General features: G+C 56.8%; 14 protein-coding genes. 1 reads left to right on the forward strand and 13 read right to left on the reverse strand.

Translation table 11 applies throughout. The features are described from left to right. Nucleotides 1-70: 70 nt before the first annotated feature. From GFB49_RS15320 to GFB49_RS15345, 6 genes are all read right to left on the reverse strand, one after another. Nucleotides 71-1,426 carry a TRAP transporter large permease gene (locus tag GFB49_RS15320; RefSeq protein WP_153216799.1) on the reverse strand — a complete coding sequence of 452 codons (1,356 nt, stop codon included), beginning with the start codon at nt 1,424-1,426 and terminating at the stop codon, nt 71-73. A 1-nt stretch (nt 1,427) separates the two neighbouring features. Continuing rightward, complete coding sequence (locus GFB49_RS15325; protein ID WP_153216800.1) at nt 1,428-1,946, reverse strand: TRAP transporter small permease; 519 nt, start codon at nt 1,944-1,946, stop codon at nt 1,428-1,430. Between the two features lie 3 nt (nt 1,947-1,949). Next, on the reverse strand, nt 1,950-2,996 hold the full coding sequence (locus GFB49_RS15330; RefSeq protein WP_153216801.1) for a TRAP transporter substrate-binding protein: 1,047 nt from the start codon (nt 2,994-2,996) through the stop codon (nt 1,950-1,952). Nucleotides 2,997-3,196: 200 nt separating this feature from the next. Next, nucleotides 3,197-4,921, reverse strand: a complete 1,725-nt coding sequence (locus tag GFB49_RS15335) for a thiamine pyrophosphate-requiring protein (protein WP_343032601.1) — start codon at nt 4,919-4,921, stop codon at nt 3,197-3,199. A 14-nt stretch (nt 4,922-4,935) separates the two neighbouring features. Further along, nucleotides 4,936-5,862, reverse strand: coding sequence for a ketopantoate reductase family protein (locus tag GFB49_RS15340; protein ID WP_153216803.1), 927 nt, complete (start codon nt 5,860-5,862; stop codon nt 4,936-4,938). A gap of 24 nt (nt 5,863-5,886) precedes the next feature. Next, entirely contained in the window at nt 5,887-7,335 is a 1,449-nt protein-coding gene (locus GFB49_RS15345; protein ID WP_153216804.1) for an aldehyde dehydrogenase, read from the reverse strand. 130 nt (nt 7,336-7,465) lie between these two features. Here GFB49_RS15345 and GFB49_RS15350 point away from each other — a divergent pair, with 130 nt between their 5' ends. After that, on the forward strand, nt 7,466-8,218 hold the full coding sequence (locus GFB49_RS15350; protein ID WP_153216805.1) for an IclR family transcriptional regulator: 753 nt from the start codon (nt 7,466-7,468) through the stop codon (nt 8,216-8,218). A gap of 22 nt (nt 8,219-8,240) precedes the next feature. Here the strand turns inward: GFB49_RS15350 and GFB49_RS15355 are convergent, their stop codons facing one another. Genes GFB49_RS15355 through pobA form a run of 7 tightly spaced genes read right to left on the reverse strand, consistent with a single transcriptional unit; the run spans nt 8,241 to nt 13,959 of the window. Beyond that, nucleotides 8,241-9,323, reverse strand: a complete 1,083-nt coding sequence (locus tag GFB49_RS15355; protein ID WP_153216806.1) for a 3-carboxy-cis,cis-muconate cycloisomerase — start codon at nt 9,321-9,323, stop codon at nt 8,241-8,243. Nucleotides 9,324-9,327: 4 nt separating this feature from the next. Further along, a complete protein-coding gene (locus GFB49_RS15360; RefSeq protein WP_153216807.1) occupies nt 9,328-10,164 on the reverse strand; it encodes a 3-oxoadipate:acetyl-CoA acetyltransferase in 837 nt (278 codons plus the stop codon). 51 nt (nt 10,165-10,215) lie between these two features. Further along, nucleotides 10,216-10,836, reverse strand: a complete 621-nt coding sequence (gene pcaG, locus GFB49_RS15365) for a protocatechuate 3,4-dioxygenase subunit alpha (protein WP_153216808.1) — start codon at nt 10,834-10,836, stop codon at nt 10,216-10,218. Nucleotides 10,837-10,838: 2 nt separating this feature from the next. Next, nucleotides 10,839-11,567 carry a protocatechuate 3,4-dioxygenase subunit beta gene (pcaH, locus tag GFB49_RS15370; RefSeq protein ID WP_194269366.1) on the reverse strand — a complete coding sequence of 243 codons (729 nt, stop codon included), beginning with the start codon at nt 11,565-11,567 and terminating at the stop codon, nt 10,839-10,841. 49 nt (nt 11,568-11,616) lie between these two features. Continuing rightward, the gene (gene pcaC, locus GFB49_RS15375) at nt 11,617-12,009 is read right to left on the reverse strand and encodes a 4-carboxymuconolactone decarboxylase (RefSeq protein WP_214644971.1); all 393 of its coding nucleotides are present in this window, start codon (nt 12,007-12,009) and stop codon (nt 11,617-11,619) included. Continuing rightward, nucleotides 12,002-12,790, reverse strand: coding sequence for a 3-oxoadipate enol-lactonase (pcaD, locus tag GFB49_RS15380; RefSeq protein WP_153216809.1), 789 nt, complete (start codon nt 12,788-12,790; stop codon nt 12,002-12,004). Before pcaD ends, pcaC begins: the two co-directional genes overlap by 8 nt. After that, nucleotides 12,790-13,959 (reverse strand): 4-hydroxybenzoate 3-monooxygenase, encoded by a 1,170-nt coding sequence (gene pobA, locus GFB49_RS15385; RefSeq protein ID WP_153216810.1) that lies wholly within the window; start codon nt 13,957-13,959, stop codon nt 12,790-12,792. Before pobA ends, pcaD begins: the two co-directional genes overlap by 1 nt. Nucleotides 13,960-13,973 lie beyond the last annotated feature (14 nt).

The following is a 13,973-nucleotide window of genomic DNA, read 5'->3' on the forward strand; positions in this document are numbered from 1 at the left end:
TATACACGTCCACAGACACCGCGCCTTGCTCTGTCGCGATGCCTGTGGATTTTCTGACTGCTCTTTCACACTAGCCTGAGAGGACACTCGGCAGCCATAGGGTCAGCGCGGGAAAGGCGATCAATACGGCGACCCGGATGATTTCAGCGCCAAAGAAAGGTAAGACCCCGAGGAACGTATCTCGCATCGGGATGTCCCGTGCTTGGGCTGAAATAATGAATACGTTCATCCCGACCGGCGGGGTGATCAGACCAAGTTCGACCACAATGAGCGCAAGTATTCCGAACCAGATCTTGAGATCTTCTGTATCCATCCCAAACGGAGACATTTCTGCGGTGACATAATCCCCTCCATTCAATTCGACCAAAACTGGCCAGAAGAATGGGATTGCCAGCAAGATCATCGACAAACTGTCCATCAGGCAGCCCAGCAAAACCAATGCAAACAGCAGCAGCAAAAGGGTTGTCATCGGTGCCAGCCCAGAATGTGCCATCCATTCTGCCATTGCCTGTGGAACGCCACCGCGCGACATAAAGATCTTTAGCAATTCTGCCCCAAGCAGGATCAGGTAAATCATACCTGCGGTCCGCGCTGTTTCCAAAAGCGCTTCACGGGCGTCAGCCATAGACAGCTGTTTGCGGAACAGGCCAAGAACCGTGACCATCACAACACCAACAGCTGCAGCAGGTGTTGGATTGAAAAGTCCCATGTAGATGCCGCCAATCACAACACCAAAGACCAACCCAACGGGCAGTACCTTTAACGTCGCCGAGATCAGCTCTTGTCGGGACGCGCGTTCCCCCTTGGGACCGGAGGTGGGTGAAATAAGCACGTAAACCAGGATTGTCAGGATAAAAAACAGAACCGCAATCAGACCTGGAATTAATGCTGCCTTGAACATCGTTACCACGTTGGCTTCGACGATAATGGCATAGATGATGAGCACCACTGACGGCGGGATCAAGATGCCAAGAACGCCGCCCGCGGCGATCGTCCCGGTGCCCAGTTTTGGCGAATAGTTATAGCGCTTCAGTTCTGGCAGGGCGACTCTGCCCATGGTCGACGCTGTGGCCAGCGAAGATCCACAGACAGCTCCAAATCCGGCGCAGGCTGCAATCGCCGACATGGCCACGCCACCGCGCATCCAGCCAAGCCAGGCATTGGCCGCCCGAAACAGGTCCGCGCTTAAACCGGAACGTGACGCAATAGCGCCCATAAGCACGAACAAGGGCACAACCGACAGATCGTAGATAGAAAACTGCCCATACGCCAGATCCTTGAGCTGGTTCATGACGATCATAGGACCGTTCAACAGCGCGATACCCACGCCGCCAACCAGGATCATCGAGAAGGCGATAGGAATACGAATGGCAATCAGAAAGACCAGGACCCCAAGGCCCGAAAGGCCGATCGCAATGCTGTCCATTTCAATAGACCTCGCTTTTCAGCAGTTTTGTCACCGCTTCTTTCATGGTGATAAGTGAGGCCACAAACAGCAGCGCCAGCGAGATCAGAGCGGGGACAAACGCCCACCAAATCGGGATTTGAAGAATTCCGGTGAATTCTTCGTATTCACGATAGTCCTGAAGTCCGGCCCCCATCCGCCAAAGAAGCAAAGCGGAGAACAGCAATGCAACCAGCGCCGCCAGGATGGACATCAGCGCGATGGAACGCGGACCAGCCCGCATCGTGAAAATATCAGCCGAGACATTTGCGCCAACCAACTGACAGTAGGGCAAGAAACAGAAAGCGGCGATGGCGGCTCCCATTTCCGTCAGTTCGAAATCACCGGCAAATGGCCTTCCGACGATTGCACCGGAAAGGATGGACCAGGCGTTCACCAGTACGACACCAACAAGAACCAGCCCACCCAATAACGCCCAAGCGGTGATGAGGCTACGGGCAATGCCCGTGAGCCTATCTTCCTTATTCAAAGAGCGCGGCATGTGTCAGTTGTTGTCCATGTTCTCGGAAACCAACTTGACGGCTTCATCATAGAGCGCCTGGCCATCAATGCCTTTTTCGTTCATTTCCGCGACCCAGCGGTCGACAACTGGCGCGATGGCGGTTTCGAAACCGGACCATTCCTCATCCGACAGCTGCACATGTGTATTGCCGGATTTGGTGGCCAGGTTGATCCCAAATTCATCAGCACCATCCCAAATTTCACCAACCTTCGCGTGCCATTCGAGACCGGAGTTGTCGTAGAAGATCTGCTGGATGTCTGCCGGAAGACTGTTCAGGCGATCCTCGTTCATAATGACGGAGAATGAGGTGGTCCCCAGCCGCTTGCCGCCTGGTCCTTCGATTTGATACGCGGTCTGCTCATGAATTTTCAGCGGAGGAATGATCTCAAACGGGATCATTGCTCCGTCAATCACCTTTTTCGACAGGGCAACCGGGATTTCACCAACAGAGGTTTTGACCGGATTTGCGCCCAGTGCCTCGATGATCCAGGCACCAGTGCGCGATGGAATACGAATTTTCTTCCCGGCCAAATCTGCGGGCGACCGCACTTCGTCCGTGGCCATGTGAATCGCTTGGCCGCCATGCACATGCTGGAACAAGGCAACAACGCCTTTGAAGTCCTTGCTCAGCTCACCCTCGTACATCGTGCGCATCGCCTGATTGACGGCGGCGGTGTCGCCTTGGTGAACACCTGGAAGTTCAAAGACCTCGGAACGCGGGAACTGACCAGCGGCGTAGGCATTTACGATCCAGGCCATGTCGACAATGCCGTCGCGAACCTGACGCGGTAACTGGGGTGGCTTGCCGCCCAAGGTCATCGACGGGAAAATTTCGATATGGATACGCCCATCGGATGCTTCCATGATCTTTTGCGCCCAGGGTTCCAACATCTGCGAATGGGCCGGTGCTTTGGGGCTCAGAAAGTGGTGCAGCTTGAATTCAAATTCCGCTGCCCAAGCGCTTGTACTGCCCAATGCCCCAATTACCGCTGCAAGCGCTGCAGTTCTGATGTTCGTCAAAGATGCCATAATCTCCTCCTCAGATGTTGGCGATGTCGACCGCTTAGTTTCAAAACGGCGTCATTTTGTCTTTCGTCCCTTTCAAACCCCTATTGCTCCCAATGGTCACAATACTCCCTTAGGGCTTTGAAACCAAAATAGTTGATCTCATGAAAAACAAAATTAATTAAGTGACCAAATTACTTTCCTTTTTGGGTAAGTATCCGCAGTTAAAGCGCCCCGGTACGCGCGATGGCTATGTTCAGCAGAACTTGGCGTTTTTCATCCGTGGCAACTTTGAGCGCCCTTTCCAAAGCGGCTGGCAAATCTTTGCCTTCGGTTACGGTCTCTGTATAAGCGCGGCTTGCTTCGGCCGTGCGACAGAAATCTGGGCTCGGCTGCAACCGCGTCAAAGGCACTTCATTCGACTTGCCCGCCAACCCATTATGATACAACCCCTCCACCGAGTGCCTGACCGCCCCCCATTCTTCGTTGTTCAGCACAAGCGTAATGACAGGCAACCCAAGCGCTTCGGCGATTTGGTGACAGGCCGTGGGGTTGGAGAACATATAGCTGCCATCGCCCATTGTGGCAAAAACAAGTCGGTCCGGCTCAGCCAGTTGCCCGCCAAGGGCCGCCGGGAACCCCCACCCCAGTCCACCGGAATGCGGTTCCTGAAAATAGCTATTGTGCTGATCCAGATCCAATGGCCCAAGCGGCAGGCCCAGCTCGTGAAAAATTGTGGCCTTACGCCCCTTTATGGCCCGCCCAACGCATAGGCTGACCCAGGCCTTGCTCATCGGGCCGACACATCCGGCCTCGGCCTCGGTTGTAACCGCCAGACGATTGGCGGCCGACAACGCCTTAATCCGCTTGCGGCGCGCTTCGATGGTTTCGGGGCTGCCCTGACGCGCGGACATCGCCTCGATCAGGGCCATGAGCGCCGGTGCGGTTTCACCCGCCAGCGTGACATCGGCGCGGAAGTTGCGCACAGGCGTGCGCCCGAACAATGGATCCGGTCCGAGCTGGATCACCTTCACATCCTCTCGCAGCTGCACCTTGTCCGGCCACCAAGGTGCCAGCGAATTCAACACCAGAACGACATCTGCCTCAGCCAGTAAGGCTTCGGGATTTTGGCCGACATACATCGGATGGGCAAGCGGCAGGGACAGCTGGTTGGCCCAATATTGGCTGACCGGCAAGGCCCAGTCCTCTACAAATTTTCCAAAAGCGTCAAAGGCCTCGTACGATCCAGTTCCGCGCTGGCTTATGATGAGTGGCGTTTTTGCCTTGGCCAGTAGATCCGCCGCCTGAGCCAACGCTCCAGGTTCCGGCGCAACTTGGACCGGCGCCATGATCGAGGGTTGATCCAATCCGTCAGGCGGGCATTGTTCGCACAGGGTTTCCCGCGGGAGGCTCAGGTAGACCGGACCTTTTGGTGTTGAGTTCGAGATCGCCCAGGCACGGTCAAACAGGCTGGACATCTGTTCGGGGAAGCGGAGCTCATAATCCCATTTTGTCGTCTCACGCACCAGGGCGGTCTGATCGAACATTTCCTGCCCCCAGCCGATAGGGACCGTGCGAGCGCCAAAGCGGCCGCTCTCCATCACCGGGGTCCGCCCTGACATCAAGATCATCGGGATCTGGTCGCACCAGGCGTTGATTACACCGGTTGCACCATTCGACAGGCCGACATTTGTATGCAGCATCACCGATTGAACGCGCCCCGAAATCTGGAAATAGCCATGTGCCATGCCCAAGGCTGCATTTTCATGTGGACAGGTCACTGGCTCTGGCAAATCAATGCCTTTTTGTTGTGCTTCGATCAGACCTTCGATGATTGGTGGAAAATCAGTTCCTGAATTGGCAAAGACATAGTCCACACCCAGCGCCTTGAGCTTGCCAAACAGCGCGCCACCGGCCGTTATGGTGTTCGTATCATTGGTTTCTTCCACGCTCTGCTTCCTCCTCAGGTCGTGCTTGCGAGCTGGTCCGTTACTCGGCCCCGCAGGTCAATCAATGCCGCCAGAACCGCGTTTAGCGGAGCGTGCACGTTATGCTGTTCGGCCAATCGGGCGACCTCGCCGCATAAACTGCTTATCTCTGTCGGCCGCCCCGCTTCGATATCCTGCAGCATGGACGGCTTGTGCTCGGTATGGTGTTCAAGCGCGTGATTTATCTGCTCGACCACCTCGTCCAGCTTGACTGTCACACCTAGAGTTTGGGCGAGGGTGACAACCTCGGACGAAATTTTGCGAAGCTGTACCACCATCTCCGGGACGTTCAGCTGACCGACAGTTGCACCTGTGAGAGCACTGCAGGCATTCATGGCGCAATTGAACGCGGCCTTTTGCCAGATGATCTGATCGGTCTTTGCTGAACACTCAAAGGAAATCTCAGGCGCAGAGAAACCCGCCGCTTCGGCAAAAGCGGCCCCATCATCCGTCAGCGCGCGGAACACCACAAACCCCTGCCCCTGAGACGCGACATGCCCTGGTGCAATAAACCGTCCGGGCATCATGGTGCAGCCATATAGGACTTGATCCTTCGGAACCTGTTTGACCACACGTTCGGCATTGCCCAGACCATTTTGCAAGGTCAGCACCCGCGCCCCAGCGGCAATGTGCCGTTCCACACCGCCCAGCGCTGCGTCGGTATGGATCGTTTTGGTCAGCAAGATGATCAGATCTGGCGTTTCGCTCGCCTGATCTGGGCGCATCGCCGGAAGGTGAACGATCTGGGTGCCTGAAGCCCCCTCCAGGCGCAGGCCTTTTTCGCAAATGGCGTCCAGATGTGCCTCGTTGAGGTCCCATAACGAGACATCGCGCCCCGCTGCAGCCATCAATCCGCCGATAACCGAGCCCAGTGCCCCTGCGCCGAGAATTGCCGTTTTCATATTTCCGCTCCGCTAGAATCTCGGTCAAATCGGATAGTGCTGGCCTGGATCTTCAATGGTGATCCAGCGCAGTTCAGTAAACTCTTCGATTGACGCCGTGCCTCCGAACCGGCCGTAGCCCGAGCGTTTCGTCCCGCCAAAGGGCATCTGTGCCTCATCACCCACGGTTGGCCCGTTGATGTGACAGATCCCGGTCTGGATGCGTTGTGCGACCTGCAAGGCACGGCGGGTATCCTGGCCAAAGACGGAGGCCGTCAGCCCGTATTCGGTGTCATTGGCCGCTGCGATTGCGCTTTCGACATCCTTTACACGCATGACCGTGGTCACTGGGCCAAAACTTTCGCTGGAATAGATATCCATCTCTGGCGTGACGTAATCGACGATTGTCGCTGGCATGATAGTGCCTTCGGCTGGGGCTCCGCCGGTCAAAACCTTTGCACCCTTGGCTTCAGCATCGGCGATCAGCCGGGCGACGTGGTCGATCGTGTCGCGATCCACAACGGAGGCCAAATGCACTTGCTCATTGGGTGTGCCGGTTTTTAGCGCCTCGGCGCGGGCAGCAAACTGTGCGGTGAAATCATCGGCGATACTCTCATCCAGGATGATCTTCTCGGCCGACATACAGATCTGACCTTGGTTCATGAAGGCCCCGAAAATCGCCGCGTTTACCGCACCAGGAATGTCGGCGTCATCCAGCACGACCTGAGGCGACTTTCCCCCAAGCTCCAGAAGACATGGTTTAAGCTGTTTCGCTGCCCGTTCGGCGATGATCTGGCCGACACGTGTTGATCCGGTGAAGTTGATCCGGCGTGTCAGCGGATGATCCACCAGAGCATTCACCACCTCGGGCGCGTCTTCGGCTGAATGGGTCAAGATATTGAGAACGCCAGGTGGCAGCCCGCCTTCGGCCATTGCGTCCCCGATCATGCGGTGCAAGCCCGGACATTTTTCGGAAGCCTTCATGACAACGGTATTGCCGCAGGCCAAGGGCATCGCAAAGGAGCGAACCGCCAAAATGACCGGGGCATTCCAAGGGGCCATCCCAACCAGGACGCCAACCGGCTGGCGCATTGCCATGGACAATGTGCCCGGCTTGTCGGACGGGATGATTTCTCCCTTGATCAGCGTTGTCATTGCCGCTGCTTCGCGCAGGATACGCCCAGCCAGCATGACGTTGAAACCGATCCACGGCCCCGAACCACCGGTTTCATCTGCCCCCAGCTTAATCAGGTCTTGCGTTTTTGCCTCAAGCGCATCTGCACATGCGTTCAGGATCCCGCGCCGCTGGTTCGGCCCCAGAGCTGACCATTCCCCAAAGGCCTGCGCGCAAGATTGCACCGCGCGATCAACATCAGCGGCCCGCCCCGCCGCTGCAGTGGTTGCGACGTCGCCCGCTACCGGGTTCCTACGATCAAACATCCCGCCGGATTCGGCTTGGGTATCCGTGTTGTCGATAAAAAGGCCAACCTGCATGAGCTCCTCCCTAGAGTCCTACATTGTGGGTTAATTGGACTTCAATGTGAGATAGTTTTACAAGAGGCGTCAAAGAAATCTTGTAATACTCACTATGTGAGGAACAGCTGTAACAATCTGGGTTTTGAGCATGGCCACAAAGCAAAACGGATCTGTCATCAAAAGCTTTGAGATCTTGGGGCTCATCACCCATGAAAGGCCGGAAATATCTGCATCGGTTGTGGCCGAAGAACTGGCACTGACCCAATCGACAGCCCATCGGTTTTTAACCACCCTGACGTCTTTGGGCGTGTTGGCAAGCTACCGCCGCGGTGCCTATTGTCTTGGTCCGCGGGTCGAAGAACTGGGCCGGATGGAGCAGGACACAAACCCGCTTTCCAGTGTGGTTCGCCCAGTCATTCGGTCGGCCAGTGATGACCTGAACGAATCTGTCATGGCGTGCCGGTTTTCAACGGCCGGCCCAATCTGCATGGCCGTCGCAGCATCCCACCGCCCCTTTAATGTCGACATCAAGGTCGGGACGATCCTACCTTTGCATTCCACAGCCCAGGGCAAGATCTGGTTATCCGCACAGCCACGGAAAGACCGGTTTGCCCGATTGGGTGCCTATACTCTGTCCAAACATACCAAAACGACGCTTCACAGTGTCGAGGCGCTTCACGACGAGCTTGATGCAATCCGAGATCAGGGATTTGCCGTCAACCGGGCAGAGAATGAACCCAATCTGGGCGCGGTCGCTGTTCCCGTGCGCTCGGTCGATTACGAGGTGGTGCTCACGATTTCTGCGTTCGGCATGATCAACCGCTTTGACGAGAGCTTTGTCGAGACCGCCGTCCAGCGGTTGCAACAGGCCGCCCAGGCCATTTCCGCGCGTTTCCTGTGACCGAAAATGGCCGAAATGGGGATCACGAAGATTGATCAGAAGCACCCGCGGGATGACCGATGCGATCAATTTGCTCAACAAGCTCCAGAGATGCGGTCAGCGACCTGCCCGTCGTCAGCACCATTTGCGGCAATAGCATCCATTCCAACACCCAAGCCGCGCCGGACCGTTCTTGTTCGTGGATCAGCGCGTGATGCATACCCGACAGCTGCACCGCGTTTGCGCGGGCTAATGCTACCAACAGCTCTGCGCGGATGGGGTTGCGTTTGTGCGCCATTGCCGAGGATCGACCACCGCCAGCAAGAACAACGTCGTCCAGTCCCTGCTGCGACATCAAAGCAATATCCTGACCCATTTTGCCGAGCGTACCTGACACCAACGACAGCCAGTTTGAAAACTCCGCGATCGCGTCCCTACGGCTATGCCAGCTCACACCAGCGTGACTCAGACCAAGCGCCTGGGCCATGTCTGTTTCAATGGCCCCGGCTACATCGCCAAGAGCGGCCCGATCCCCGGCAGCGCCGCCCAGTTGCAAAATCAACAGCCTGGGTGCCATCTGCTTCAGCCGGTCCTGATGATCAGAAATTGGCAGCTGCCAGCTGGACAACCGGGTCGCCACCGTGATCGGCAAAGCAGCCTGCATTCGGGTACGTGCCATCAGCTGGTTGTGACCCTGCTGTTCCCCGAGGTGGGTTAAAGCCGTATCAAGCGCCGTGAGCCGTGCCGACAGCAGAGGGAGAACGCTTTTCAGGCACAGGATCAGAGCCGTATCAATGACATCTTGCGAGGTAAGGCCTGTGTGAATCGCCGGATGCCAGTCATGCGGACATCCTTGCTTCAATTGGCGCACCAGAGCTGGGACAACCAAACCGTCCTCTGCCACGCCTTGTTTCAATAGCGCTATATCAGGCTCTGCATCGAGAATATACTCTGCTGCCTGTTCGGCGACATCCGCCGGGACACGGCCCGTCTTTGCTAAGGCACGTGCAAAGGCGGCCTCGATCACCAGCATGTGGCGAAGCTGCGCCTGAGCCGACAATTCGTTTTGAACCTCAGTGTCCTCAAACAGGCCGCTCAGCCAGGGATGGGCCGCAAGATGGCTCATCGGATCACGCTCTCACTTGTTGAAGGCCCAATATCTCGCGCGCCTGCTGCCAGGTGGCGACAGGGCGATTATGCCGGGCGCACAAATCCACAACACGCTGCACCAATGCGGCGTTCGACGGCGCAAGCGTGCCCTTGTCGAGGCGCACATTGTCCTCAAGCCCCGTCCGAGTATGCCCCCCGGCAGAAATGGCCCATTCATTCAACGTCAATTGATGCGCGCCAATACCTGCGGCGCACCATTCGGCGTCCGGCGCACGATCCTGCATTGTTTTCACATAGAAATCGAACACCTTACGATCGACCGGCATGGCGTTTTTGACACCCATGACGAACTGAACATAGAGCTTGCCGGGCAAGACACCCGCTTCATGCATGCGGATGGCCTGAAGGATATGGCTCAGGTCAAAGGCTTCAACCTCAGGGGTGATCCCGTATAGACCCATTTCTTCGGCAAGCCAGTCAACCAGATCGGGGCTGTTCTCATAAACCCGGGTGGGGAAATTAACCGAGCCTACCGATAGGGAAGCCATATCAGGTGACAAAGGCAGCATGCCGCCCCGTTCGCGGTCAGCCCCCGATCGCCCCCCGGTCGAAAACTGGATGATCATACCGGGGCAATGCTTTTCCAGCCCTTCTTTGAGACGGGCGAATTTCTCAGGATCACTCGACGGTGTCTGGTCGTCATTGCGCACATGGGCGTGTACGATGGAGGCCCCGGCCTCAAAGGCCTCCTGTGTGCTTTCGATCTGTTCACTGACCGAGATCGGCACAGCAGGGTTGTTTGCCTTGGTGGGCAGCGATCCCGTGATGGCAACACAAATGATGCAGGGTTTGGACATGGCGTGCTCCTCGTGCGCGAACGGGCCGCCCCGAAGAGCAACCCAATTGGATCAGATGTCGAAAAAGACGGTTTCGTCCTCGCCCTGAATTTTGATGTCGAAACGGTAGAGCACTTTGCCATCGCGCTCGCTGCGCTTTGCAATCAGGGTGGCGCGGCGTTTCTCCCATTCAATCAGGTTCAAGACGGCGTCCTTGGCATTGGCCTCGGGTTCGTCGTCAAAGTACAAGCGGGTGTTGAGGCCGACATTGATGCCGCGCGCAACAACCCAGAGGTTAATATGCGGGGCCGCCAACGTACCGCCCCGTGCGGGGCTTGCACCGGGCTTTACGGTGTCAAAACCCCACTCCCCGGTCTCAAAATCCGTGATCACGCGCCCCCAGCCACGAAACCCGTTCTCAACATCGCGACTGTCTTCAGGATGGGCAAAGACGCCTTCGCTATTGGCCTGCCAGGCTTCCAGCAGAACGTCTTTGACCGGCGATCCCGTACCGTCGACAACAACCCCCTCGACGCGAATACGTTCGCCTTTGGCATTCGGTCCAGCGATGTCCCAACCCAGTTCCTGTTTGTAGATGTCAAAACCGGCCGCACCAGGAGCCAGACCGATGTGCACATAGGGGCCCGCGGTCTGCGACGGGGTTTCCTTGAGGTAATTCAGTTCCTGCGGCATGATCAGTTGCCCTCCAGACGGTTTTCGAACAGCGTCGAGCGACGTCCGCGCAGCACAATGTCGAATTTGTAGGCAATGCTGTCGAGAGGTATCGTCGCGTTCATGTCGAGACGCGCGATCAGCTGATCAATGGCGTCGGGATCGGGAATGGTGTTCACGATCGGGCATTTGTGGATCAACGGATCCCCTTCGAAATAGCACTGAGTGATCAGACGCTGGGCAAACCCGCTGCCAAAGATCGACATATGGATATGCGCCGGGCGCCAGCTGTTCACCCAGTTTCGCCAGGGATAGGCGCCCGGTTTGACCGTGCGGAAGTAATAATAGCCATTCTCATCGGTGAGTGTTCGCCCACAGCCGCCGAAATTTAGATCAATCGGGGCCAGATAGGTATCTTTCTTGTGACGATACCGACCACCCGCATTGGCTTGCCACAACTCAACCAAAGTCCCGGGAACCGGACGGCCGTTTTCGTCCAGAACCCGTCCATGCAGGATGATCCGCTCGCCGATTGGGCCCTCACCGGGTTGGGCGTAGTTCTTGATCAGATCGTTGTCGACCGGATCAATATCGTTTTGTCCAAAGACCGGACCGGTGATCTCGCTTGGCGATCCCTGCAGTGAAATCAGCGCATACTGTGGTGACCGCGATACGCTGGTCTTGTAATCTGGGGTCAACGCAGGCGGATGCCATTCGCGGTCGCGCTGATAGAACTCAGCTGGTTTCAACATGGTTGGATTTCTCCTCCTATTCCTGACGGGATCGGTGCGCGCTTCCCTGTCAGTCCAGTTCCATTTCAGCATAGGTTGCCAAGGCCAGTTTCAGCGCATGGTTAGCGCGCGGAACCCCGGCATAGACGGCCACATGCTGAAAGGCCTCCAAAACATCTTGCTTGCTGGCACCGGTTCGGGCTGTGGCCCGGATGTGCATGGGGATTTCGTCGAAGTTCCCCAATGCGGCCAACAGCGCAAGCGTCAGCATTGAACGTTCACGCAGACTGATGCCATCACTGGCCCAAACGGTGCCCCAAGCGCCTTCGGTGATCAAGGTTTGAAACGGCTCGTCAAAGCCAGTCTTGTTTGCTTCGGCCTTGTCGACATAGGATTCGCCCAGGACCCGACGTCGGGTTTTCATGCCCTCTTCGTATTTGTCAGACATGGGTTTATCAGACATGGGCGATCTCCTCTAGAAACCCTTTCAACAGAGCGGCATAGGCCTTTGGACCTTCTACACAAGGCAGATGCCCTGCTGATTTGATGATGTGACATGTCGCACCGGGGATCAGGTCAATGGTCTGCTGCACCAGTTCCGGCGGGCTCGCGCCATCATCGGACCCGGCGATGCCCAGAACTGGCAAGCGCAGGGTGGTCGTCGTGATTGACAGGTCAGTGTCGGCGATGGCCTGGCAACATCCAACATATCCCTCGACCGGAGTACGTGTGAGCATGTGGCGCCAAATGATCTGTTCTTCGCCGTTCCGGAATTCGCTCCCGAACCAGCGATCCAAAATCGGATCAGCCAAGGCCTCAATCCCCTGGATTTGGATGGCAGCTATGCGGTCGCGCCACATCTGCGCATCCCCCATCTTTGCAGCCGTGTTCGACAACACCAAAGCGCGCACCAGATCAGGGCGACGGGCGGCCAGACCCTGTGCGATCATACCGCCAATCGACAGGCCGACAAAAACACAGTCGCGGATCTGCAGATGATCCAGCAGCGCCTCGGCGTCCGAGATCAGTTCTTCCATCGCATAAGGGGCGGGCGGGCAATCCGATAGCCCATGGCCCCGTTTGTCAAATCGGATCACACGCAGGCCCGCAGGCAACAAGGATACAACTTTGTCCCACAACCGCATATCGGTTCCCAGTGAGTTGGCAAATACCACCGGACGCCCGGTGGGATCGCCGTCTTCTCTGATATGAAATGTCAGACCGTGAACATGCGCCGTTTGCATCAGTAAGGCAGCCCGACATAGTTCTGTGCAAAAACCGACTGCGCTTCGCGGTTGTCCCGCAAGAAGTGAACATCGGCCTTTTGCATCTTCAGATCAAAGGCACTTTGCTCCGGGAAGCTGTGAAGGAGGTTCGTGGTCGACCAACTGAACCGCTCGGCCTTCCAGATACGTGCCAAAGCTCTTTCGGAATACCGATCAATGCCTTCGCTGTCGCCTTCCTCGTAGACCTGTTGCAGGGCGTTGTAGAGATAGTGAATATCGCTGGCTGCGGTGTTCAGGCCCTTGGCACCGGTTGGCGGCACGATATGCGCCGCATCACCGCACAGGAACAAGCGCCCCCAGCGCATGGGTTCGGTCACAAAGGACCGCAGTGGTGCAATGGATTTCTCAATCGATGGTCCGGTGACCAGCTGTTCAGCATACTTCCCGGGAATACGCCGTTTGAGTTCTTCCCAGAAAGCCGCATCGGTCCAATCCTCGGGGGCGTCTGACAGGGAACATTGAATATAATACCGGCTGAGGTTTGAATTGCGCATCGAACACAAAGCAAAACCGCGCTCGGACCCCGCATAGATCAGCTCATCGTGGACCGGCGGTGTTTCCGACAGGATGCCCAGCCAGCCGAACGGGTAGAGTTTTTCATATTCCTTACGGACCGTCAGCGGAATGGTCTGACGGCTCACCCCATGAAACCCGTCGCATCCCGCGACATAGTCACATTCGATCCGGTGCTCAATCCCATCCACCGTGTAGGAAACATATGGCGCGTCGCGATCTACATCATGGATATGGACATTTTCTGTGTTGAAGACGATCTTGCCATCCATCGCTTCGCGGGCCTCGTACAGGTCGCGCGTCACTTCGGTTTGCCCGTAAACCACGACATTGCGGCCCGTCAGCTCTTTGAAGTTGATGCCAAACTCGGTGTCTCCGAATGAAATAACGGTCCCGTCATGCACAAAACACTCTTTGTCCATCCGGTCCGACACGCCCGCCTTACGCATTAGATCGACGAACCCCGTCTCAAGAATACCGGCCCGGATGCGCCCCAGGACATAGTCCTTGGTCTTTCGTTCCAGAACGACGGTATCGATGCCCTTGCGGTGCAAAAGCTGGCTGAGCAAAAGCCCTGAAGGCCCCCCTCCGATAATGGCGACTTGGGTCCGCATGGATGCCCTCCTAA

The sequence above is a fragment of the Tritonibacter litoralis genome (assembly GCF_009496005.1).
GTDB classification, from domain to species: domain Bacteria; phylum Pseudomonadota; class Alphaproteobacteria; order Rhodobacterales; family Rhodobacteraceae; genus Epibacterium; species Epibacterium litoralis.